Origin of the sequence: Castellaniella sp. (assembly GCF_049650445.1) — a bacterium.
In the GTDB taxonomy this organism is placed as follows: Bacteria; Pseudomonadota; Gammaproteobacteria; order Burkholderiales; family Burkholderiaceae_B; genus Castellaniella.
This window is the reverse complement of record NZ_JBASAD010000029.1, coordinates 1-20,796: the sequence shown is the minus strand read 5'-3', so window position 1 is coordinate 20,796 and position 20,796 is coordinate 1. Positions and strand designations below refer to the sequence as shown.

The 20,796-nt window shown below is 66.6% G+C and carries 17 protein-coding genes; 11 read left to right on the top strand and 6 right to left on the bottom strand.

Annotated elements, in window-relative coordinates; genetic code table 11:
- Window positions 1–31 precede the first annotated feature (31 nt).
- The gene (locus tag WA983_RS09860; RefSeq protein ID WP_424311977.1) at window positions 32–943 is read left to right on the top strand and encodes an EamA family transporter; all 912 of its coding nucleotides are present in this window, start codon (window positions 32–34) and stop codon (window positions 941–943) included.
- A 1-nt stretch (window position 944) separates the two neighbouring features.
- Here the strand turns inward: WA983_RS09860 and ppc are convergent, their stop codons facing one another.
- The gene (ppc, locus tag WA983_RS09855; protein ID WP_424311976.1) at window positions 945–3,803 is read right to left on the bottom strand and encodes a phosphoenolpyruvate carboxylase; all 2,859 of its coding nucleotides are present in this window, start codon (window positions 3,801–3,803) and stop codon (window positions 945–947) included.
- A gap of 86 nt (window positions 3,804–3,889) precedes the next feature.
- On the opposite strand from ppc, the gene ilvD (WA983_RS09850) reads away from it, so the two are divergent.
- The 6 genes from ilvD (WA983_RS09850) to WA983_RS09825 all read left to right on the top strand — a co-directional run bounded on the left by ilvD (WA983_RS09850) (window position 3,890) and on the right by WA983_RS09825 (window position 9,727).
- Window positions 3,890–5,746 (top strand): dihydroxy-acid dehydratase, encoded by a 1,857-nt coding sequence (ilvD, locus tag WA983_RS09850; protein WP_424250626.1) that lies wholly within the window; start codon window positions 3,890–3,892, stop codon window positions 5,744–5,746.
- Window positions 5,747–5,901: 155 nt separating this feature from the next.
- A complete protein-coding gene (locus tag WA983_RS09845; RefSeq protein WP_424311975.1) occupies window positions 5,902–6,735 on the top strand; it encodes an NAD-dependent epimerase/dehydratase family protein in 834 nt (277 codons plus the stop codon).
- A gap of 46 nt (window positions 6,736–6,781) precedes the next feature.
- The gene (locus WA983_RS09840; RefSeq protein WP_424250630.1) at window positions 6,782–7,516 is read left to right on the top strand and encodes an amino acid ABC transporter permease; all 735 of its coding nucleotides are present in this window, start codon (window positions 6,782–6,784) and stop codon (window positions 7,514–7,516) included.
- Window positions 7,509–8,159: an amino acid ABC transporter permease gene (locus WA983_RS09835; RefSeq protein ID WP_424250632.1), complete on the top strand. Its 651-nt coding sequence runs from the start codon at window positions 7,509–7,511 to the stop codon at window positions 8,157–8,159. The genes WA983_RS09840 and WA983_RS09835 overlap by 8 nt, the downstream gene beginning before the upstream one ends.
- The gene (locus WA983_RS09830; protein ID WP_424250634.1) at window positions 8,143–8,871 is read left to right on the top strand and encodes an amino acid ABC transporter ATP-binding protein; all 729 of its coding nucleotides are present in this window, start codon (window positions 8,143–8,145) and stop codon (window positions 8,869–8,871) included. The genes WA983_RS09835 and WA983_RS09830 overlap by 17 nt, the downstream gene beginning before the upstream one ends.
- A gap of 58 nt (window positions 8,872–8,929) precedes the next feature.
- On the top strand, window positions 8,930–9,727 hold the full coding sequence (locus WA983_RS09825) for a transporter substrate-binding domain-containing protein (RefSeq protein WP_424250636.1): 798 nt from the start codon (window positions 8,930–8,932) through the stop codon (window positions 9,725–9,727).
- A gap of 41 nt (window positions 9,728–9,768) precedes the next feature.
- On the opposite strand, the gene WA983_RS09820 is transcribed toward WA983_RS09825, so the two are convergent.
- From WA983_RS09820 to WA983_RS09805, 4 genes are read right to left on the bottom strand one after another with little or no spacing between them, the layout of a single operon-like run.
- On the bottom strand, window positions 9,769–11,886 hold the full coding sequence (locus WA983_RS09820) for a TonB-dependent receptor family protein (protein WP_424311974.1): 2,118 nt from the start codon (window positions 11,884–11,886) through the stop codon (window positions 9,769–9,771).
- 48 nt (window positions 11,887–11,934) lie between these two features.
- Window positions 11,935–12,576: an ATP-binding cassette domain-containing protein gene (locus WA983_RS09815; protein ID WP_424311973.1), complete on the bottom strand. Its 642-nt coding sequence runs from the start codon at window positions 12,574–12,576 to the stop codon at window positions 11,935–11,937.
- Window positions 12,569–13,366 carry an ABC transporter permease gene (locus tag WA983_RS09810; RefSeq protein WP_424311972.1) on the bottom strand — a complete coding sequence of 266 codons (798 nt, stop codon included), beginning with the start codon at window positions 13,364–13,366 and terminating at the stop codon, window positions 12,569–12,571. The genes WA983_RS09815 and WA983_RS09810 overlap by 8 nt, the downstream gene beginning before the upstream one ends.
- Window positions 13,363–14,313, bottom strand: coding sequence for an ABC transporter substrate-binding protein (locus WA983_RS09805; protein ID WP_424311971.1), 951 nt, complete (start codon window positions 14,311–14,313; stop codon window positions 13,363–13,365). The genes WA983_RS09810 and WA983_RS09805 overlap by 4 nt, the downstream gene beginning before the upstream one ends.
- Window positions 14,314–14,410: 97 nt before the next feature.
- On the opposite strand from WA983_RS09805, the gene WA983_RS09800 reads away from it, so the two are divergent.
- The 4 genes from WA983_RS09800 (at window position 14,411) to nadE (ending at window position 19,774) form a co-directional block, all read left to right on the top strand.
- Window positions 14,411–15,121: a Crp/Fnr family transcriptional regulator gene (locus tag WA983_RS09800; RefSeq protein WP_424248356.1), complete on the top strand. Its 711-nt coding sequence runs from the start codon at window positions 14,411–14,413 to the stop codon at window positions 15,119–15,121.
- A 103-nt stretch (window positions 15,122–15,224) separates the two neighbouring features.
- Window positions 15,225–16,934, top strand: a complete 1,710-nt coding sequence (gene ilvD / locus WA983_RS09795) for a dihydroxy-acid dehydratase (protein ID WP_424311970.1) — start codon at window positions 15,225–15,227, stop codon at window positions 16,932–16,934.
- A gap of 265 nt (window positions 16,935–17,199) precedes the next feature.
- Window positions 17,200–18,816: a patatin-like phospholipase family protein gene (locus WA983_RS09790; RefSeq protein WP_424311969.1), complete on the top strand. Its 1,617-nt coding sequence runs from the start codon at window positions 17,200–17,202 to the stop codon at window positions 18,814–18,816.
- A 130-nt stretch (window positions 18,817–18,946) separates the two neighbouring features.
- The gene (gene nadE, locus WA983_RS09785; RefSeq protein ID WP_424311981.1) at window positions 18,947–19,774 is read left to right on the top strand and encodes an ammonia-dependent NAD(+) synthetase; all 828 of its coding nucleotides are present in this window, start codon (window positions 18,947–18,949) and stop codon (window positions 19,772–19,774) included.
- A 12-nt stretch (window positions 19,775–19,786) separates the two neighbouring features.
- On the opposite strand, the gene WA983_RS09780 is transcribed toward nadE, so the two are convergent.
- Window positions 19,787–20,773, bottom strand: a complete 987-nt coding sequence (locus tag WA983_RS09780) for an LLM class flavin-dependent oxidoreductase (protein WP_424247748.1) — start codon at window positions 20,771–20,773, stop codon at window positions 19,787–19,789.
- Between the last annotated feature and the right edge of the window lie 23 nt (window positions 20,774–20,796).

The following is a 20,796-nucleotide window of genomic DNA, read 5'->3' as shown; positions in this document are numbered from 1 at the left end:
TGCTGGCCGTGCTGTAACGGAATTTTTTCGCATGACGTCTATCGCTGTCCTGCCACGGCGTACCGCCGTGGCCATCCTGCTGTCCCTGGGGACGCTGTTCGCCGCCAATCACGTGGCGGCCCGCCTTGCGTTTGACGATCAGGCCGGCTTGCTGCTGGCCATCGTCTGCCGTTCCGGCCTGACCCTGTTGGCCTTGGCGGGTTTCGTGCTGTGGCGCCAGCCGCGGCTGCGCCTGGCGTCCGGCCTGATCAAATGGCAGATCGTGCTCGGCCTGCTGATCGCGTTGCAGAGCCTGTGTCTGTACTCGGCCGTGGCCCGCATCCCCGTGGCCCTGGCGCTGTTGATCGGCAATACCTTTCCGATTCTGCTGGCGTTGCTGACCTGGGCGCTGGGTGGATCGCGGCCTACCCGGCGCGCCTGTCTGCTGATGGGCCTGATCCTGTGCGGCCTGATCCTGGTACTGGACCTGCCGGCCTGGCTGTCGGCCTCAGGGCCCATGACGCCGGCCTGGAAGGCAGGCATCGGCTTCGCTTTCATGTCCGCCTGCGTGTTTGCCTGCGCACTGTGGATCACGGAACATCGCCTGTCGACCCTGCCGGGCGCGGTGCGCAGTCTCTACACCATCCTGATCGTGTTCTGCGGCATGTTGGTGGCGGGGGCTGCGGGTGTGCTGCCTGGCGGCATGAATCCGCCGGCCAGCGGCCTGGGCTGGGCTGCTCTGGCCACGCTGTCGGTGCTGTACGCCACGGCGTTCACGATCCTGTTCGTGTTCGTGCCGCGCCTGGACATGGCGCGCAACGCGCCGGTGATGAACATCGAGCCCGTGGCCAGCCTGCTGTTCGGCTGGCTGCTGCTGGATCAGATCTTCGGCGGTCTGCAACTGCTGGGCGGCGCCGTGGTGCTGGGCGGCATCGTGCTGCTGGCGTATTCCAAAAGACGTTGAATCACCCCGAGTTTCTAAGTCCTGCCGCGATGCCGTTGATGGTCATGTGGATCGCGCGCTGGTCGCGCGATTCCTGTTCGTCGGCGGCGCGCCGCGTCGAAGAGGGGGCGGAGCGCATGCGGCGCAGCAGTTCGACCTGCAGGTGGTTCAGCGGGTCGATGTAGGCGAAGCGTTCGGTCAGAGCGCTGCGCAGAGGTTCGTCGCGTTCCAGCAGGTCGTGGCCGGTGGCGGCGCGGAAGGCGTCCCGGGACGCCTGGTATTCGGCGGCGATACGCTCGAAGATCCGCTTGCGCAGGGGCTTGTCGGGCACCAGTTCGGCGTAGGCCCGACCGATGGCGAGGTCGGTCTTGGCCAGCACCTGTTCCATGTTGGAGAGCAGGGTGCGGAAGAACGGCCAGTCCCGCGCCATGGCTTGCAGGCGTTCCAGGCGTGCCTCGCGCGACAGCGCATGGTCGGGGCCGCCTTCGGACAGGTAACGCTCCAGCGCCGTGCCCATTCCGTACCAGCCGGGCAGCGGCAGGCGGCACTGCGCCCAGGAGAACGACCAGGGGATGGCGCGCAGGTCTTCGATGCGCTGCAGGGCCTTGCGCGAAGACGGCCGCGAGCCGATGTTCAGGCCGGCGATCTCGCGAATCGGCGTCGAAGCGAAAAAATAATCCGTGAAGCCGTCCGTGCCGTAGACCAGGTCGCGGTAGGCGTGCCGTGCGGTGTCCGACATCCAGGCCATGGCCTCGCCGTAACGGGCCGCGTGCTCGTCCTCGGCCCGGCTGGCCGGTGAGCCGGACGCCAGGCTGGCCTCCAGCGTGGCGGCGACGAACAGTTCCAGGTGTGAACGCCCGACCTCGGCGTCCTTGTAGCGGCCCTGGATGATCTCGCCCTGTTCGGTCAGGCGGATCTGGTTGTTCACGGTGCCCGGGGGCTGTGACAGGATGGAGTCGTAGCTGGGGCCGCCGCCCCGGCCGACGGAGCCGCCGCGCCCGTGGAACAGGCGCAGGCGGGTGCGGTGCCTGCGGAAGACCTCGACCAGACGCCGCTCGGCTTGATACAGCGACCAGTTCGAAGTCAGGTAGCCGCCGTCCTTGTTGCTGTCGGAATAGCCCAGCATGACCTCCTGGATGCCGTGCTGGGCGTGGCGCACGCGCGCGGCGACCTCGGGCAGCGACAGCCAGGCGTCCATGATGTCCGGGCCGCGTTCCAGGTCGGGGATGGTCTCGAACAACGGCACCACCATCAGTCCGCTGTCGGGGGCGGCGTCGCTGGCCGTGGTGGGGGCGATCAGGCCGGTTTCCTGCTGCAGCACCAGGACTTCCAGCAGGTCGCTGAGGGTCTCGGTGTGGGACACGATGGTCTGGCGCAGGGCGGCGGCGCCAAAGCGCCGGCGGCAGTCGGCGGCCATGCGCAGAATGGCGAGTTCCTTGGTCGTTTCGGCGGAATATTCAATCCAGGGCGACACCAGGGGGCGGGGTTCGCGCAGTTCCTGGCGCAGCACGCGGATGCGGTCGGCCTCGGACAGCCTGGCATAGCGCACGGGCTTGTCGTCCAGGGTCACACGGGCGTGGCGCATCAGTTCGTCGATCACGCGCTCGTGGACGTCGGAGCTTTGCCGCAGATCCACCGTGGCCAGGTGCAGGCCGAAGATCCCGACTGCCTGGCGCAGGTGCGTCAGGCGCAACCGCGCCACCAGGGCGCCGTGATGTGCGTCCAGCGATTCGGCCACGGTGCCCAGGTCCGTCGCCAGCTCGTCGGCGGTGCCGTAGGCCGGGGCCTCGTAGATGGTGCGCCGGGCCAGACGCCGGCCCGTCAGAGCCTGCGCGGTGGCGGCGAGCCGGGCGTAGATGTGGATGCAGGCGCGCCGGTAGGGTTCGTCCTGGCGGTGGGGGGAGGGGTCCTGGCTGGCCGCCGACAGTTCGGCCAGCGCGGGGGTGACGCGCATCAGCGAATGCGAGATCGACAGTTCGGCGCCCAGCGCCTGGACTTCCGTCAGGTAGTAGCGCAGGACGTGCGTGCACTGGCGCAGCAGCGCCTGTTCCAGGGTGCCGGCGTCCACGTTCGGATTGCCGTCGCGGTCACCGCCGATCCAGCTGCCCATGTGGACGAAGGGCGGCAGCGGCGCGTTGTCCACGTCGAACACGGTGCGTGCCGGCTTGCGCAGCAGCGCCCCCATGTCCAGGTGCAGTTGGGGCAGGGTGCTGAAGAAGGTGCTGGTGTAGTAGGACAGGGCGTTGTCGATCTCGTCGAGCACGGTGAGCTTGCTCTGGCGCAGCATGCGGGTCTGCCACAGGGCGGCGATCAGTCCGGTCAGGCGTTCCCCCAGGCGGGCGGATTCCAGCGGCGCGTGGGGCGTGTCCAGATGGCGCAGGTGCCGGGCGATGGCCTGATGCAGGTCCAGCGTGCTCTTGCGCTGGACTTCGGTGGGGTGCGCCGTCAGCACCGGCACGATGCAGGCCGAGGCCAGGTGCTGGCGGATGCGGGCGCCGGACAGGCCGGCGCCCTGCAGCAGGTCGGCGGCGTGCTGCAGGCTGCCGGGTGTGGCGAGGCCTTCGGCCTGCCACTGCTGGCGCTGGCGGCGAGTCTGGTCGCGGTCCTCGGCGATATTGGACAGGTGCAGAAAATAGCTGAAGGCGCGCGCTACGGAATTGGCCTCGCCGTCGGCCAGACGGCGGATCTGGCGCTCCAGCGTGCGGCCATCGCGGTCCTGGCCTTCACGGCGGAATTTCACGGCAGCGCGGCGCAGTTTTTCGATCACGTCGTAGACGGCGCGGCCCTCACAGTCCCGGATGACTTCTCCCAACGTTCGGCCCAGAAGCCGGATGTCTTGTCGCAGGGGGGAAATGGCTTCGGTCTGAGAGGCAGGCTTCACGGGGTCTCCATTGTCGGGAATCGGGACTGCGAGAGGAACCGTTTATCATAAGCGCTTTTGCCTTTTCCGCTTCCAGGACAGCCGCCATGCCGCACTATCGTTCCCGCACCTCGACCCACGGCCGCAACATGGCCGGGGCCCGCGCCCTCTGGCGCGCCACCGGCATGAAGGACGGGGATTTCAGCAAACCCATCATCGCCGTGGTGAATTCGTTCACCCAGTTCGTGCCGGGCCACGTGCACCTGAAGGACATGGGCCAACTGGTCGCGCGCCAGATCGAGGCGGCCGGCGGCGTGGCCAAGGAATTCAACACCATTGCGGTGGATGACGGCATCGCCATGGGGCACGGCGGGATGCTGTATTCGCTGCCCTCGCGCGAACTGATCGCCGATTCGGTCGAATACATGGTCAACGCGCACTGCGCCGACGCCATGGTCTGCATCTCCAACTGCGACAAGATCACCCCGGGCATGCTGATGGCCGCCATGCGCCTGAACATCCCCGTCGTGTTCGTGTCCGGCGGGCCGATGGAGGCCGGCAAGGTCGTCGCCAAGGACGGCAAGACCGTGGTGCGCAAGCTGGACCTGGTCGACGCCATGATCGAGGCCGCCGATCCCAATATCACCGACGAAGAGGCTGAAACGGTCGAGCGCAGCGCCTGCCCGACCTGCGGATCCTGTTCGGGCATGTTCACGGCCAATTCCATGAACTGCCTGACCGAAGCCCTGGGCCTGGCGCTGCCGGGCAACGGCACGGTGGTGGCCACGCACGCCCGGCGCAAGGGCCTGTTCGAACTGGCGGGCAGCCTGATCGTGCAACTGTGCAAGCGCTGGTACGAGCAGGACGATGCTTCCGTCCTGCCGCGCAACATCGCGACGTTCGAGGCCTTCAGCAACGCCATGACGCTGGACGTGGCGATGGGCGGGTCCACCAACACGGTGCTGCACCTGCTGGCTGCGGCCCAGGAGGCCGGCGTGGCCTTCACGATGGCCGACATCGACCGGATCTCTCGCCGCGTGCCCTGCCTGTGCAAGGTCGCTCCGGCCACGCCGGACTACCACATCGAAGACGTGCACCGCGCGGGCGGCATCATGGGCATTCTGGCGGAACTGGCCCGTGCCGGCCTGCTGAACCTGGACGTGGGCAACGTGCATGCCGGTACCCTGGGCGAGGCCATCCGCCGCTGCGACGTGCGCGGCGAACACGGCGCCGGCATGGCCGACTTCTACCGCGCCGCCCCTGGCGGCGTGCCCAGCCAGACCGCCTTCAGCCAGGATCGCTACTACGAGACCCTGGACCTGGACCGCGAGGCCGGCTGCATCCGCGACCGTGAGCACGCCTATTCGCAGGACGGCGGTCTGGCCGTGCTGTACGGCAATCTGGCACCCAACGGCTGCATCGTCAAGACGGCCGGCGTGGACGAAAGCATTCTGACCTTCACCGGCCGCGCACGCGTCTACGAAAGCCAGGAGACCTCGGTCAAGGGCATCCTGGACGGCGAGGTCGTGGCCGGAGACGTGGTCATCATCCGCTACGAAGGCCCCAAGGGCGGCCCCGGCATGCAGGAAATGCTGTATCCCACGTCCTACCTGAAGTCCATGGGCCTGGGCAAATGCGCGGCCCTGCTGACCGATGGGCGTTTCTCCGGCGGTTCGTCGGGCCTGGTGATCGGCCACGCCTCACCCGAGGCGGCCGAGGGCGGCAACATCGCCCTGGTCGAGGACGGCGACACTATCGAAATCGACATTCCCAATCGCCGCATCAACCTGGCGATCGACGACGAAACCCTGGCGGCGCGCCGCGCGGCCATGGAAGCGCGCGGTCCGAAGGCCTGGAAGCCGGTGGACCGCCAGCGGGAAGTCTCCCAGGCGCTGCTGGCTTACGCGGCGCTGGCGACCTCGGCCGATCGGGGCGCGGTGCGCGACGTGAGCCAGTTGAAGTGATTTGAAGCTGATGTCCGATGACGGCGGCCCACGGGCCGCCGTCATCGTGTCCAGGCCTGGCCAAGTCAGGCTAGGCGTTCAGGGTAATTCCTGATTCCAAGTCATACGATGACGTATCACAATGCATTCAATCAATCGGTTCGATCGTGCATTGGATGGAGAAGTGTGTGGCTGAAAACAGGTTTGAACGCTTGCTGTTGACGGGCGCGGCCGGCGGGTTGGGGCGCGTGCTGCGCGAAACGCTCAAGCCGATGACGCGCGTCCTGCGCCTGTCCGACGTCCAGTCGCTGGGCGAGGCGGCGGAGGGCGAGGAACTGCAGCCCTGCGACCTGGCCGACCGTCAGGCCGTGGACGAGCTGGTGCGCGGCTGCGAGGCCATCGTGCACATGGGCGGCGTGTCGGTCGAGCGTCCCTTCGAGGAAATCCTCGAGGCCAACATCAAAGGCATCTTCCACATCTACGAGGCCGCGCGCCGCCATGGCGTGCGCCGCGTGATCTTCGCCAGTTCGAATCATGCAGTGGGCTTCTATCGCCAGTCCGAAACGATCGATGCCTCCATGCCTGTCCGCCCCGACGGCTATTACGGCCTGTCCAAGATGTACGGCGAGGGCATGGCCAGCTTCTATCACGACCGCTACGGCATCGAGACCCTGTCCATCCGCATCGGCTCGTCGTTCCCGGAACCCCGGGATCGCCGCATGATGCACATCTGGCTCAGCTATCGAGACCTGACCGAATTGATCCGCCGGGGCCTGTTCACGCCCGGCATCGGCCACACCATCGCCTTCGGCATGTCCGACAACAAGGCACCCTGGTGGGACAACCGCCTGGCGGCGCACCTGGGTTACGCCCCGCAGGATACGTCCGAGGTCTTCCGTGCGCAGATCGACAGTCTGCCCATGCCGGCGGCGGACGATCCGACGATGGTCATGCAGGGCGGCGTCTTCACGGTCCAGGGGCCGTTCGATCCGCTGGATGTCCCTTCCTAAATATACGATGTCTTATATCTTTGGACGGTAAGTCGAGAGGCCTGGCGTGCGCTACACCTTCAATTTTCCCGGCCTCGCGCCTTATTGGGACGTTTTCCTGGGCGGTGCGCTGACCACACTGGAACTGACGCTGGCCTCGACCGTGTTCGGTCTGATCCTGGGCATTCTGTGCGCCATCGGCCGGCGCGGCACCCACCGCGGGCTGTCGGGGCTGTGCGGAGCGTACATCGAGACCGTGCGCAACACGCCGTTCCTGGTACAGATCTTCATCTTCTACTTTGGCCTGTCCAGCCTGGGCTATACCATGCCCGCCGCCGTGGCGGCGGTGATCACCATGGTCATCAACGTGGGCGCCTATTCGGCGGAGATCATCCGTGCCGGCATGGACGCGGTGCCGCCGGGGCAGATCGAGGCGGCCGAATGCCTGGGCCTGTCACGCGCCCGGATCTATTGGCACGTCGTCATGCTGCCGGCCTTCGAGAAGGTCTATCCGTCCATCACCAGCCAGTTCGTCCTGATGATGCTGATGTCCTCCGTGACCTCGCAGATCTCGGCCGAGGAACTGACCGGCGTGGCCAACAACGTGCAGTCCATCACCTTCCTGTCGCTGGAAACCTATATCGTCGTCGCGTTCCTGTACCTGTGCCTGGCAGTGCTGCTCAAGGCGCTGTTCTGGTTGGGCGGGACATTTCTGTTCCGCCGCCGCCGGGTGGTGGCACGGGCCGCGCGCCGCCAGGTTGCCGCACCGCGCGGTGCCGTCCGGGAGATGCGTCATGGATGAATTCAGCCTCGTGCAGTTCGTCTATCTGCTCAAGGGCCTGGGCTGGACCCTGGTGTTGTCGGCCCTGTCCTTCGGCCTGGGTTCGTTTGCCGGATTCGGCGTGATGTTGGCGCGCGTGTCGCGCCTGGCGGTGGTCCGGGTGGCGGCCGCCCTGTTCATCCAGACGATCCAGGGCATTCCTCTGCTGGTGCTGCTGTTCGTGGTGTATTTCGGCGTCGGCATCTTCGGCATCGACGTGCCGCCGCTGCTCGCCGCCGGGGTCGCCCTGATGGTGTACGTCAGCGCCTTCCTGGGGGAGATCTGGCGCGGCAGTGTGGAAGCCATCGAGAAGACGCAATGGGAAGCCTCCGAATGCCTGGGATTCTCGCGCTGGCAGTCGCTGATCCTGGTCATCATCCCCCAGGCGGTGCGCCTGTCCCTGCCCGCTACCGTGGGTTTTCTGGTGCAGGTCATCAAGTCCACGTCCCTGGCTTCGGTGGTGGGCTTCGTGGAACTGACCCGCGCCGGGCAGATCATCAACAACTCCCTGTTCCAGCCCTTCCTGGTGTTCGCGCTGGTGGGCGGGTTCTATTTCCTGTTGTGCTACCCCTTATCCCGGTGGAGCCGAACCATGGAGAAGAAGCTCAATGTCGGCCGTCGTTAGTCTGCAGAACGTCCATAAGTCCTTTGGAACGAACCAGGTCCTCAAGGGGGTGTCCTTCGACATCGCCCGGGGGCAGGTGGTGGCCATCATCGGCCAGAGCGGTTCGGGCAAAAGCACGGCCTTGCGTTGCATCGATCGTCTGGAAACGATCGACGAGGGCCTCATCCAGGTGTGCGGCCATCAACTGGACGGCGGCAAGGTCGATCTGGAGCAGTTGCGCAAGGACGTGGGCATCGTGTTCCAGAGCTACAACCTGTTCCCCCACCTGACGGTGGGCCACAACATCACCCTGGCCCTGCGCCACGTGCGCAAGCTGCCGCGCAAGACCTGCGAGGAACGTGCCCGCCAGGTGCTGGAAACCGTCGGCCTGCTGGAAAAATACGACAGCTATCCCGAGCAGTTGTCCGGTGGCCAGCAGCAGCGCGTGGCGATTGCGCGTTCGCTGGCGATGGAGCCTCAGGTGATGCTGTTCGACGAGGTGACCTCGGCCCTGGACCCGAAGCTGACCGGCGAGGTGCTGAGGGTCATCGAGGCGCTGGCCGAGGGCGGCATGACCATGGTCCTGGTGACGCACGAGATGGCCTTCGCCCGGCGCGTGGCCGATCAGATCGTGTTCATGCACCACGGGCAGGTCTGGGAAACCGGCGGGCCTGACATCCTCGTCAATCCCCAGACGCAGGAACTGCAGGATTTCATAGGCAACGGCCTATAGGAAGCAGACAGCCGGGACTGCTGCAAGGCCCCGGAACAATCACTTGATGGAGACTTCAATGAAACTCGAAAAAACCGTGTTGGCCGCTGTCGTTGGGTTCGGACTGTGCGCCTTCGGCGTCACCGCCCAGGCGGGCGACCTGGACCAGATCAAGAAAGACGGCGTGATCCGCGTGGCCATCGCCATGGGCGTGCCCATGTTCAGCTACGCCAACGCGCAGATGCAGCCTGAAGGCTCGGACGTGTCCACGGCCGAGATGCTGGCCAAGGACCTGGGCGTGAAGCTGGAACTGGTGCCCATCACCAACGCCGCGCGCGTGCCGACGATCCAGACCGGCAAGGCGGACCTGGCCGTGGCCAATCTGTCGATCACCGAGGAGCGTGCCAAGGTCATCGATTTCTCGGTGCCCTACGCCTCGCTGCAGATCATCGTCGCCGCGCCCAAGGACGTGAAGATCGCCGATTACAAGGATTTGAAGGGCGTGAACATCGGCGTGACCCGTGCCACGGTGAACGACACCGACATCACCAAGAACGCGCCGGATGCCAACATCCGCCGCTTCGAGGACGACGCCACGCTGGTGACGGCGGCAGCGTCCAAGCAGGTGCAGGCGATCTCGTCGCAGTGGCCCAACGTGGCCGAGGTCAACAAGAAGCTGAAGGCCGATCCCTACGAAACCAAGTTCGTGCAGCACGAATTCATGCTGGGCATCGCCATGCCCAAGCAGACGCCGCAACTGAAAGAATGGGTGGACGGCTGGGTGCGGACGAACCTGAAGAATGGCCGCCTGAACGATGCCTACAAGAAATACCACGGCAACGATCTGAGTCCCAAGGTCCTGGCCAACGGAAGCTGAAGTCTCGCGCCCGGGAGTCCCGGGCGCGGTTGTTTCCAGGGTCAGAACTGGTAGGTGATCCCCGCCGTCACGCTGCGGCCGTTGCCGGGCAGGAATGTGGGCATTGCGGTCGTGCCGGTGTTGCGGATGACGAAGGCGCTGGCGTAGGTCACGCCGGTCAGGTTGTCGCCCTGCACGTAGGCCTGCCAGTGTTTGTCGATCCGGTAGTCCACCTTGAAACCGAGCAGGGCATAGCTGTCCTGTTGGGTATCCGGCGTGTTGGCGTGGTTGGTTTCCGTGGCGGCCGGCATCCAGCGCACGTTCGGGCCGAAGCGCAGTCCGCCGACGCGGTACAGGACTTCGGCGCTGACCAGGTGGCGCGGCACGCCGGCGATGCGGTTGCCCGCGTATTCGCCGCCCTTGAAGCGGAAGTCGCTGAAGGTGTAGGCGACGCGGTAGTCGAAGGCCGCGCTCTCGCCGGGGGCGGGCAGGCTGCCGTTCAGGCCCAGTTCGATACCCTGGTGACGGGTGCCGCCCTGGTAGTTGTAGGTGCCCGAGGGCGTGCCGTTGGCGGTGCTGACGGACATGAGCTCGTCCCTCACGTCGCTGTGATAGAGCGTCAGCGCCCAGTGCGGCGCGTAGGATCCTGCGCCCAGACGGCCCTCGCCGCCGATCTCGACGGTGTCGGCGCGCTGCAGCTTCAGGGCATTGAGGCTGGCCGTGCCCGCCGTATCGTTCATGGGGTTGGGCAGATTGCCTCCCCCGATGATTTCCCAGTAGGTGGGCGCCTCGTTGCTGCGGCTGACGTTCACGAAGTAGCGCTGATCTTCGGCGGGCTGCCAGACCAGCCCCAGTTTCGGGCTGACGTAGTTCCAGTCCTGATCCAGGGATTTTCCAGTCAGGCGGTCGCGCGCGTCGCGGATGGCCTGGGTGAACTTGGCGTCGCCCACGACCGTCCATTGCGGCGCGACGTGCCAGGCGAAGCCCAGCAGGGCGCTGCGGTTTTCCGCCTGCAGGTCATAGATGCCGTAGTGGGTCTTGCGTCCGCCCGTTTCCTTGTCGACGGTGTACAGGTCGCGGTCCATGTCGCTGCGCGCCCAGTCCAGGGCGATGCGATAGTCGATGGCGCGATACTTGCCCGCGAGCTGCCACTGGGCGCCGTAGGTCATGCCCTTGGTTGCGGTGGCCGTCATCGGATCCTGGAAGACGTCGTCGATGTTCTGGGCGTAGACCCCGACGGTGTTGTTCAGGGTTTCCGTGCCCCAGTACGTGCGGTTGGCGGCGCGGAACTGGCGCGAGGTGCGGTGCGGATCGCGCTTGTCGATATTGATCTGATTGAATGGCGGGTTCACCTTGACCCCTTCGCCGTTGGTCTGGCGCGGGTCGTATTCCATCTGGTCACGTGTGACGACGAACGGGATGTCCACGTCCAGATCCACGTACGACAGGTACGTGCGGTTCTCGAAGCCGTCGCCCTGGACGCCGAAATTGCCCTGCACGCTGGTGCGCCTGGATCCGGAGTGGTGGCGGTAGCCGTCGTATTCGTCATGGGTGACGCTCAGGCGGCCATCCAGGTTGTCGCTGCGGAATCCCTTGGCGGCCTGGGCGCCGAAGCGGCCGAAGCTGCCGCCTTCCAGGCGCAGCAGATCGCCTTCCGTGCCCGTCAGGGACTGGAAACCCAGCTCGCCGCCCAGGGTGGTGGCAGCCGGCGACAGGGCGTTGGCACCCCGGCGTGCGCTGATCAGGCGGGCGTTGCGCGGTTCCAGGAAACCGATCACGAAGGATCCGTCGGCCTCGTTCAGCGGCAGACCGTCCTGCAGCAGCATGACGCCCCGGTTCACTGGGTTGCTCTGGATGCCCGAGCCGCGGATGTTCAGCCGCGGCTGGTCCAGGCCGCCGAAGAATTCCTGGACCACCAGGCCAGGCTGGTAGTCCAGGGCATCCCGCAGCGTGGCCAGGCGGGTTTCCTTCTGCGGCTCGATCAGGTTGGTGCCGCCGGCCACGCCGTCCAGGCGGGCACGTTCGGCCTTCACGCCGGGGTTCAGGGGGGAGGCCTGGGCGTCACCGCTGACGGTGATGGGGTTCAGACTCTGGACTTCCTGGGCGTGGGCTGGCGCCGGACCGATGGCCGCGAGAGCCAGAGTCAGAGCCAGGGGCGTGAGGGCGTAGGATGCGCTCATGGGGTTCCTCGGTGAGGGAATGTGAAAGAGAAGGGTGGAAGAATCGGGCTATGAGCCGGCGGGCGGCGCCCCGGCGGCGGGTTGTTCCTGGACATGGCCGTCGGCCACGCGCAGGATGCGGTCCGCCAGGCCGGCAAGCTCCCAGGGCTGATGACTGATGCAGACCAGCGCGGTGCCGGTGGCGCGGGCCTGTTCGGCGCACAGCCGCCCCAGGTCGGCGCGCAGCGCCGGGTCCAGCGCGCTGAAGGGTTCGTCGAGCAACAGCAGGTCCGGCTCCAGCGCCAGGGCGCGGGCCAGGGCGGCGCGCTGGGCCATGCCGCCCGACAGCTCGGCCGGCCAGGCTCGCGCCGTGTCGGCCAGCCCCACCCGGGCGAGCCAGCGATCCCGTCGCGCGGCGATCTCGTCGGTGGGGACGCCGCCCGCGTGCAGGGCGATGTCCAGGTTGTCGGCCACGCTGCGCCAGGGCAGCAGGCGGGGCTCCTGGAAGACCAGGCGGGTGCGTTGGAAGGTGTTGCGGCAGGTCCCGCTGTCCGGGCGCAGCAGGCCGGCCGCCAGGCGCAGCAGGGTGCTCTTGCCGGCGCCGCTGGGACCGATGACGCCGATGCGTTCGCCGGGGCGCACGTCCAGGCGGATGCCGTCGAGCACGATGCGCGGTCCGAAGGCCAGGCTCAGGTCGCGCATCTCAAGCATGACTGGGCTCCTGCCAGCGGGTCAGGCGACGCTGGACGGGTTGCAGCAGCAGGAATTCCAGCAAGGCCACCAGGCCCAGGATCAGCAGCACCCAGGCGTACAGCCGGCCGCTGTCGAAGGTGCTGCGCGCATTGGCCAGTGCATAGCCCACGCCGCTCTCGGCACCCAGCACCTCGGCCATGACCACCAGCCGCACGCCGCCGCAGGCGGCGATCAGCAGCGCCGCCGTCAGGGGCGCGGCCAGGGCGGGCAGGTAGATGTGGCGCAGCCGCGTCCAGGCGCCGAAGCGGTAGACCTGGCTCATTTCCAGCAGGCCGGCGTCGATCATGCGCATGCCCTTGACCGTGTTGACGTACATGCCGGGCACCATCATCAGGACGGTGATGAAGATCACCATGCCCGAGCCCAGGCCGAACCAGAGCATGGCCAGCACGACCACGACCACGGGCGGGATGGCCATCAGCAGCCAGCGCAGCGGCTCCAGCAGGCCGCGCAGGCGTGCGTCGTGGCCGGCCAGCACCCCCAGGGCGAAGCCGATGCCGCAGCCCGCGCCCACGCCGACGGCGATGCGCGCCAGGCTGTCGCGGCTGTGCGTCCAGAAGCCCGGGTCGCCGGCCAGGACGCTGATCGATCGCAGGGCCTCCAGCGGCGTGGCCATCAGCATGGGCCCCATCAGGCGTGCGGCGAGTTCCCAGCCGGCGAAGATCAGGATGACGCCCAGCGCGGACCAGAGCCGGGATGTGCGCGCGGGGCGGTCCGGAATCCTCTTGGCGCCGTTCATGGCGCTCATGGCCCGTAGAAGCCGGCATCGGGCAGGCGGCCGCCGACGGCTTCGGGGTTGTGCCGCAGGATCAGGCCGTAGAGGGCCTCCAGATCGGGCCGCACGGATTGCGCGTCACGGCTTTCCAGGCGGGTGACGCGGATCGAGGCTTCGATGGCCTCGACCGGCAGAAAATCCATGTGTTTGTGCACCAGGCGGGCACATCCGGCCGGCTCGGCCTTGCACCAGCGCGCCGACCGGTCGTAGGCGCGCGCGAAGGCCTCGCCCAGGGCACGGTCGTCGGCCACGCCGGCATTGGCCATGATGCCGGCCTGCGGCAGGTCGGGATGGTCCGGGAAGGTCCCGCGCCAGGCGTCCTCCAGACTCTGCACGCGGTGCAGCGGCGCGCCGCCCCGGCGGGCATTCTGTGCCAGCAGCAGCGAGACGGAGGGTTCCGGCAGCAGGGCGCTGCGCGCCTCGCCGGTCAGCAGCAGGGCAGTGGCGTCCTGGGCGTCGCGCGCATAGCGGATGGCCGGCGCGCGTTCACCGGCCAGGCCCTGCGCGTCCAGCAGCCGCTCCAGCAGCAGGGCCGGCAGATCGCGCTGGAAGGTCGTCAGCAGCGGCTTGCCGGCCAGGTCGGCGACCGTGTGCACGTCCGGGTCGGCGCTGACGAACCACAGCAGCCCCCAGACGGAGACGTTCAGCAGGCGCACGGGCATGCCGCGATTGTTCATGATGGCGGGCAGGTTCACCGGCGTGGCGCTGAAATCGACCTCCTGCTTGGCGAGCAGCACGCGCAACTGGTCCGGGTTTTTCCAGTGGCGGAATTCCACCGCGCCGGCCCAGTCCGCCAGGGCGCCGGTCTCGACCATGTGGATGAGCGGGAAGCTGACGGCGGCTGTAGGGCCGGCCAGGACCAGGCGCTCGCGCGGCGCGGCCGAGACGGACAGGCCGGTGCCCAGCAGGACGGCCAGCAAGGAGAGCCGCGCCAGGCAGTATGATGCTCGAAGGGTTTCCCACATATCTGAATGCGAATTATTATCAATCTCGTATCGTCGCATCCTGGATCATCGAATGCCAATGACAAAAGTCAATCCGACCGAGGATTCCCCCGCCCGGGTGCTGGGGCATCCGCTGTTCCGGGACGCGCCGTCCGAGGTGGCCGGCCTGCTGCTGCGCGACGCCGCAGTCCTTCACGTCCAGGACGGAGAGGCGCTGTTTCATGAAGGCGAGGACGCCATCGAGTACCTGTATGTCCTGAGCGGCGGCATCGAGGTGCTGCGCCACACTCAGGACGGCCAGGAGCGCGTGTTCCATATCTTTCGCGCCGGCCAGTTGTTGGCCGAGACGGCCATGTTCATGAGCCACGGCCGCTATCCGATGCAGGCACGGGCGCATGGCGACGCCATTGCGCTGTGCCTGAAGCGGACCGGTCTGCAGGCGGCCTGCCGCGCCTGGCCGGAGCTGTCCATGCGGCTGCTGGCGCGCCTGAGCGACCGGGTCTACCAGCGCGTCAACGAGGTGGAGTGGTTCAGCGGCAGCACGGCCGCGCAGCGCCTGGCCGACTATCTGCTGCGCCTGAGGCCCGGCGAGGGATCGTCCGTGCATCTGCCTCTGACGCAGCGCCAGCTCGCGGCGCACCTGGGGGTGCGTGCGGAAACCCTGAGCCGGTTGCTGGCGGACTGGGTGGCGCAAGGCCGCATCGCGGGCTCGCGCCGGGACTGGGTCCTGCACGATCCGGTCTTTCTCGACGATCTGGCGCAGCCGGCCCGGCGCAGTTTCTGAAACCCGCCCAATACCCGCGCCCGGCGTGCGTGTGTCCGATCCGCTGGCGAGGAGTAGTCTTACACTGAACGATTTCGCATCGACCTCTCGAAAGGACTCCGTCATGGCCAAACCGCTGCGTTCCTCGAACATCACCCAGGGTGTCGCCCGGGCGCCGAACCGCTCGATGTACTACGCGCTCGGCTACACGGAATCGGATTTCGACAAGCCCATGATCGGCATCGCCAATGGTCAGAGCACCATCACGCCGTGCAACAGCGGCCTGCAGCCGCTGGCCGACGCGGCCGCCGCAGCGATCAAGGACGCCGGCGGCAACCCGCAGATGTTCGGCACGCCGACGATCTCCGACGGCATGGCGATGGGCACCGAAGGCATGAAGTATTCCCTGGTGTCCCGCGAGGTCATCGCCGACTGCGTGGAAACCTGCGTCCAGGGCCAGTGGATGGACGGCGTGCTGGTGATCGGCGGCTGCGACAAGAACATGCCCGGCGGCATGATGGGCATGCTGCGCGCCAACGTGCCCTCGATCTACGTCTACGGGGGCACCATCCTGCCGGGCAGCTACTGCGGCCAGGATCTGAACATCGTCAGCGTCTTCGAGGCCGTGGGCGAGCATGCGGCCGGGCGCATGTCCGAGACCGATCTGCACAATATCGAGACCCACGCCATCCCCTGCAGCGGGTCCTGTGGCGGCATGTATACCGCCAACACCATGAGTTCGGCCTTCGAGGTCATGGGCATGAGCCTGCCGTACTCCTCCACCATGGCCAACGTGCACCAGGAAAAGATCGATTCAGCCGCCGAATCGGCCCGCGTGCTGCTGAACGCCGTGAAGCTGGACCTGAAACCGCGCGACATCGTCACGCGCAAATCCATCGAAAACGCCGTGGCCGTCATCATGGCCACCGGCGGCTCGACCAATGCCGTGCTGCACATCCTGGCGATCGCGCACGCCGCCGAGGTCGAATGGACCATCGACGACTTCGAGCGCGTGCGCCGCCGGGTGCCCGTCATCTGCGACCTCAAGCCCAGCGGCAAGCACCTGGTGGTCGATTTCCACCAGGCGGGCGGCGTGCCTCAGGTGATGAAGCTGCTGTTGAACGCCGGCCTGCTGCATGGCGACTGCATCACCATCACCGGCAAGACCATCGCCGAAACACTGACGGACGTGCCCGACGCGCCGGCCAATCAGGACGTGATCCACACCCTGGACAACGCCCTGTATGCCGAAGGCCACCTGGCCATCCTCAAGGGCAATCTGGCCGAACTGGGCGCGGTGGCCAAGATCACCGGCCTGAAGAATCCCGCCATGACCGGCCCTGCGCGCGTCTTCGACGACGAGTCCTCCGCCATGGAGGCCATTCTGGCGGGCCGCATCCACGCGGGCGACGTGATGGTGTTGCGCTACCTGGGCCCCAAGGGCGGGCCGGGCATGCCCGAAATGCTGGCCCCGACCAGCGCCCTGGTGGGCGAGGGGCTGGGCGACTCCGTCGGCCTGATCACGGACGGCCGGTTTTCCGGGGGCACCTGGGGGATGGTGGTGGGCCATGTCGCGCCGGAAGCCGCCGTCGGTGGCACCATCGCGCTGGTCCACGAAGGCGATTCCGTCAGCATCGACGCGCATCGTCAGCTATTGCAGTTGAACGTGCCGGACGATATTCTGGCTTCCCGGCGCGCCGCCTGGACGCCGCCTGCGCCGCGCTACACGCGCGGGGTGCAGGCCAAATTCGCCTTCAACTGCTCCGACGCCAGCACCGGTGCGGTGCTGGACCGTTTTGAAGGCCGAGCGACCGGGGGTTCCCGGAAGGGCTGAGCCCACGGCGGGCCGTCCGGGGCGTGCCGGCGGCGGCCCCGCGTCTTGGGCAGGGAACCATCATGCGTTTCTGGTGACTCATGTAAAAAACAGGCGTTGCACTGCAGCGTATAAAAATAAAAGGAGCGCACATGAATTGGATGTCATCATCGGCCGCAGCCGGAGCCATGAATGCCGGAAGGTCTCTCATGTGGAGCAGAGGGGCCGGCTTTGCTGGTCGAATAATGGGCCTTGCATATCGATCCTGAGAGATGGGAGGACAGCCATGTCTCTCGACCGGATCGATTCGCAAGGTGTTTTTGTCGACCTGCCACGGAAGCCGGAGTTTCGCCTCGAAGGCGCGGCAGCCCTTTCCGCGCCCACAAGCCGCGGTCCGGCCAGCCCCGATCCGCTACGGGCCAGTGTCCGGCTTTCCCCTGAGGGCCTCGGCGCAGCGGCCTTGCAGGCCAGCGACAGCATGCAGCGCCAATTGCAAGGATTGCAGGAACGCAATCCACGAGCGGTCGAGGCGTCGTCCTACGACATCCGGCCGCAGGGCATTCCCCGCTACGATGCCGAGAACAGACTGCTGGGCTTTACCGTCATCCGTCAGGCCCCGCCACTGGAAACCTTGGTGTTCCGTGGCGGCGGAGCCAAGGGGGTCGGCAACCCGAGCGTTCTGGCCGAAATGCGGGATGCCGGTATGCTCGATGGGATCAAGCATCTGGTGGGTTCGTCGGTGGGCGCGCTCACTGCGCTGGGCCTGGCTTCCGGCTTGGATGCCCAGGCATTGCAGGTGTTTGCAGACAAGCTCAATGAGGACGCAACGCGAGACGCGTCGGATGGCTTCCAGTCCCGTTACCCCATGCTCGACACGAGTTGGCGTCTTGGTTTTCGGGCCGGGCGCGTTCTGGAACTCCTGGATCGGACCACGGCGGAGCAGGTGTCAAGCTACCTCAATGCTCATTGGGCGGGTGATGCCTTCCAGTCCAGGCTCGAACGCTTGCGCCTTGCCGAAGGTGAAGGGGCCGCTGATCGTCTCGCGCAATTACGCCACCAGGATTATGACGCTGACCGCAGCGGACGGATGATCACCTTCAATGATCTGCGCCTGCTGCATCGGCTGGATCCGGCCCGGTTCAAGAGCTTGACCCTCACGGGGTGGGATGCGACCCGTGGCCAGACGATGTATTTCGATGCGCAGACGACGTCGGATGTGCCGGTTGCGGTGGCAGGCCGCATATCGATGGGGTTTCCCGTCTATTTCAAATCGGTGGACTTCGATCCCGGTGATGGCCACGGCCTCAGGACTTTCATCGACGGGGGCGTGGGCAGCAATGTGCCCGTCGAAGTCGTCACGAAAGGCCTGCAAGGCAAGGCGCTGGAGTATGCGAAGGCCGGTACGGCCGTGTTGACCTTCGATAATGAGGGCTCCGCCTATCAGATACTGCACCAGACACCCCAGCCGCCTTCGTTCGGCCTGGGCTGGATAAAGAAAAAGCTTGAAGGGCTGGTGGCGCGCAACCCGGATTACGGATGGTCGTCTTACCAGGACGAGCTCAAGATTCATGAGGCGGGCCCCAATGCCTTCGTTGTCTTCCACGGAGATATCGGCACCCTGGATATGGGGGCTTCTCCGGAGCGGCTGGCCCTCGCGAGGGCGCAAGCCGGGATGAAAATGCGCGAACAGATCGAACTCCGACGCGGCCAGGCGTATGCCGAGGAGTTCGCGTCGGCTCGGGAAAGCTTCATGGAGTTGAACGATCAGGAAAAGCGGGCGATTCTTGAGGGACCGCCGCCGGAATCAGGGGCTTATCCCAAAGGCCGTGATGATGCGGGCTACCAATTCGAGCTGGCGCTGTTCGAGCTTGCGCGGCACGAGGCGCAACAGCGCATGTCTTGAGTTCCGGGGCATCTCGCGGCATGGGCCGGTTTATATTTGGTATCTTATGGAGTTCGATCCCCAGTGGGGGGCGAATCCTTCCGTCTTATATGCCTTGCTGGTCGGCCGGCCGGCCCGGAGTGACGTCTTGCTGAATGACGAACAACGCGCATTGCAACTTCATATCCGCCTCGCTCTGGGGGTGGGGGATGCCTTCGATGCCCAGGCTGAAATCGAGCGGCGAGCGGAGTTCCTGGCTGAACTGTTGCGCGCCACGGGCGCCCGCGCCCTGGTGTTGGGCATCAGCGGCGGCGTCGATTCCCTGACGGCGGGTTGCCTGTCTCAGCGCGCCGTTGAGCGCGTGCGCGCGCAAGGTGGAGAAGCCCGCTTCGTGGCCATGAGGCTGCCCTACGGCATCCAGCTGGACGAAGCCGATGCCCAGGCGGGCCTGGCGGTCATCCGGCCCGACGATCTGCTGACCGTGGATATACGGCCGGCCTCGGATGCGGTGCTGGCTTCGGTGCAGGCCGGTGGCCAGACTTTTCGCGATGCGGCCCAACAGGATTTTCTGCATGGCAACATCAAGGCGCGCCAGCGCATGATCGCGCAGTACGCCGTGGCCGGGGCGCGCGGCGGGCTGGTGGTTGGAACCGACCATGCCGCCGAGGCGCTGATGGGGTTTTTCACGAAATTCGGCGACGGCGCCGCCGATGTCACGCCACTGGCGGGGCTGAACAAGCGCCGCGTGCGGGCGCTGGCTGCCGCCCTGGGAGCGCCCCGGGAACTGGTCTTCAAAGTGCCCACCGCCGATCTCGAACTGCTCAAGCCGCTCAAACCCGACGAGGACGCCTTCGGCGTCAGCTACGAGCAGATCGATGATTTCCTGGAAGGCCGGGACATCCCGCCGGACATTTTCGACATCATCGTTTCCGCCTGGCGCCGCAGCGCTCACAAGCGCGCCCTGCCGATCGCGCCCTGACTCTTTGCGGCGTCAGGCGGCCAGCCCGGCCGCAATTTCGTAGGATCGCATCCGGGCCGCAGGGTCGTGCATGTTGCAGGTGATCATCAGTTCGTCCGCCCCGGTGCGCTCGATGAAGGCATGGATCTGCTCGGCGACGGTGTCCGGCGAACCGATGGCTGCACAGGACAAGACACTGTCCAGCAGCGCGCGGGCGGGTGCCGGCAGGGATTCCAGATAGCCTTCGACGGGGCGGGGCAGCAGCCCCGGCCGGCCGGTGCGCAGATTGACGAAGGACTGCTGCCAGGATGTCGCCAGGAAACGGGCCTGCTCGTCCGTGTCGGCGGCGAACACATTGAAGCCCAGCATCACGTAGGGCTTGTCCAGGTGGCGCGAGGGCCTGAAATGTCGCCGGTACAGGGCGATGGCATCCATCATCTGCGCCGGCGCGAAATGCGAAGCGAAAGCATAGGGCAGGCCCATGAAGGCGGCCAGTTGGGCTCCGAACAGGCTGGATCCCAGGATCCAGACCGGCACGGCGCAGCCCTCGCCGGGCACGGCGCGCACCGGCCCGCAGCCATCGAAATAATCCATCAGTTCGGCCACGTCGCGCGGGAAGGCGTCGGGGTCCGAATCCAGTGTCCGGCGCAGCGCCCGCGTGGTGGCCTGGTCCGACCCAGGAGCGCGCCCCAGCCCCAGGTCGATGCGGCCAGGATACAGTGTAGCCAGCGTGCCGAATTGCTCGGCGATCACCAGGGGGGAGTGGTTGGGCAGCATGATGCCGCCTGCACCCACGCGAATGCGCGAGGTCGTTGCGGCGACGTGGCCGATCAGCACGGCGGTGGCCGCGCTGGCGATGCCGGGCATGCCGTGGTGTTCGGCCATCCAGTAGCGACGGTAGCCCAGGGATTCGGCATGGCGGGCCAGGTCTGCGGTGTGTGCGAAAGCTTCGGCGGCGTTGCCGCCTTCGGCGATGGGGGCCAGGTCCAGGACCGAAAACGGGATCGAAGGACGGGTCATGCGGGTTCCGGCAGATTCATGTG

What these genes read in the sequence shown, in the direction of transcription:
- WA983_RS09860 (WP_424311977.1), top strand. Translation starts at nt 32, where the DNA reads ATGACGTCTATCGCTGTCCTGCCACGGCGTACCGCCGTGGCCATCCTG.
- ilvD (WP_424250626.1), top strand. Translation starts at nt 3,890, where the DNA reads ATGCCGCACTATCGTTCCCGCACCTCGACCCACGGCCGCAACATGGCC.
- WA983_RS09845 (WP_424311975.1), top strand. Translation starts at nt 5,902, where the DNA reads ATGGAGAAGTGTGTGGCTGAAAACAGGTTTGAACGCTTGCTGTTGACG.
- WA983_RS09835 (WP_424250632.1), top strand. Translation starts at nt 7,509, where the DNA reads ATGGATGAATTCAGCCTCGTGCAGTTCGTCTATCTGCTCAAGGGCCTG.
- WA983_RS09830 (WP_424250634.1), top strand. Translation starts at nt 8,143, where the DNA reads ATGTCGGCCGTCGTTAGTCTGCAGAACGTCCATAAGTCCTTTGGAACG.
- WA983_RS09825 (WP_424250636.1), top strand. Translation starts at nt 8,930, where the DNA reads ATGAAACTCGAAAAAACCGTGTTGGCCGCTGTCGTTGGGTTCGGACTG.
- WA983_RS09820 (WP_424311974.1), bottom strand. Translation starts at nt 11,886, where the DNA reads ATGAGCGCATCCTACGCCCTCACGCCCCTGGCTCTGACTCTGGCTCTC.
- WA983_RS09815 (WP_424311973.1), bottom strand. Translation starts at nt 12,576, where the DNA reads ATGCTTGAGATGCGCGACCTGAGCCTGGCCTTCGGACCGCGCATCGTG.
- WA983_RS09810 (WP_424311972.1), bottom strand. Translation starts at nt 13,366, where the DNA reads ATGAGCGCCATGAACGGCGCCAAGAGGATTCCGGACCGCCCCGCGCGC.
- WA983_RS09800 (WP_424248356.1), top strand. Translation starts at nt 14,411, where the DNA reads ATGCCAATGACAAAAGTCAATCCGACCGAGGATTCCCCCGCCCGGGTG.
- ilvD (WP_424311970.1), top strand. Translation starts at nt 15,225, where the DNA reads ATGGCCAAACCGCTGCGTTCCTCGAACATCACCCAGGGTGTCGCCCGG.
- WA983_RS09790 (WP_424311969.1), top strand. Translation starts at nt 17,200, where the DNA reads ATGTCTCTCGACCGGATCGATTCGCAAGGTGTTTTTGTCGACCTGCCA.
- WA983_RS09780 (WP_424247748.1), bottom strand. Translation starts at nt 20,773, where the DNA reads ATGACCCGTCCTTCGATCCCGTTTTCGGTCCTGGACCTGGCCCCCATC.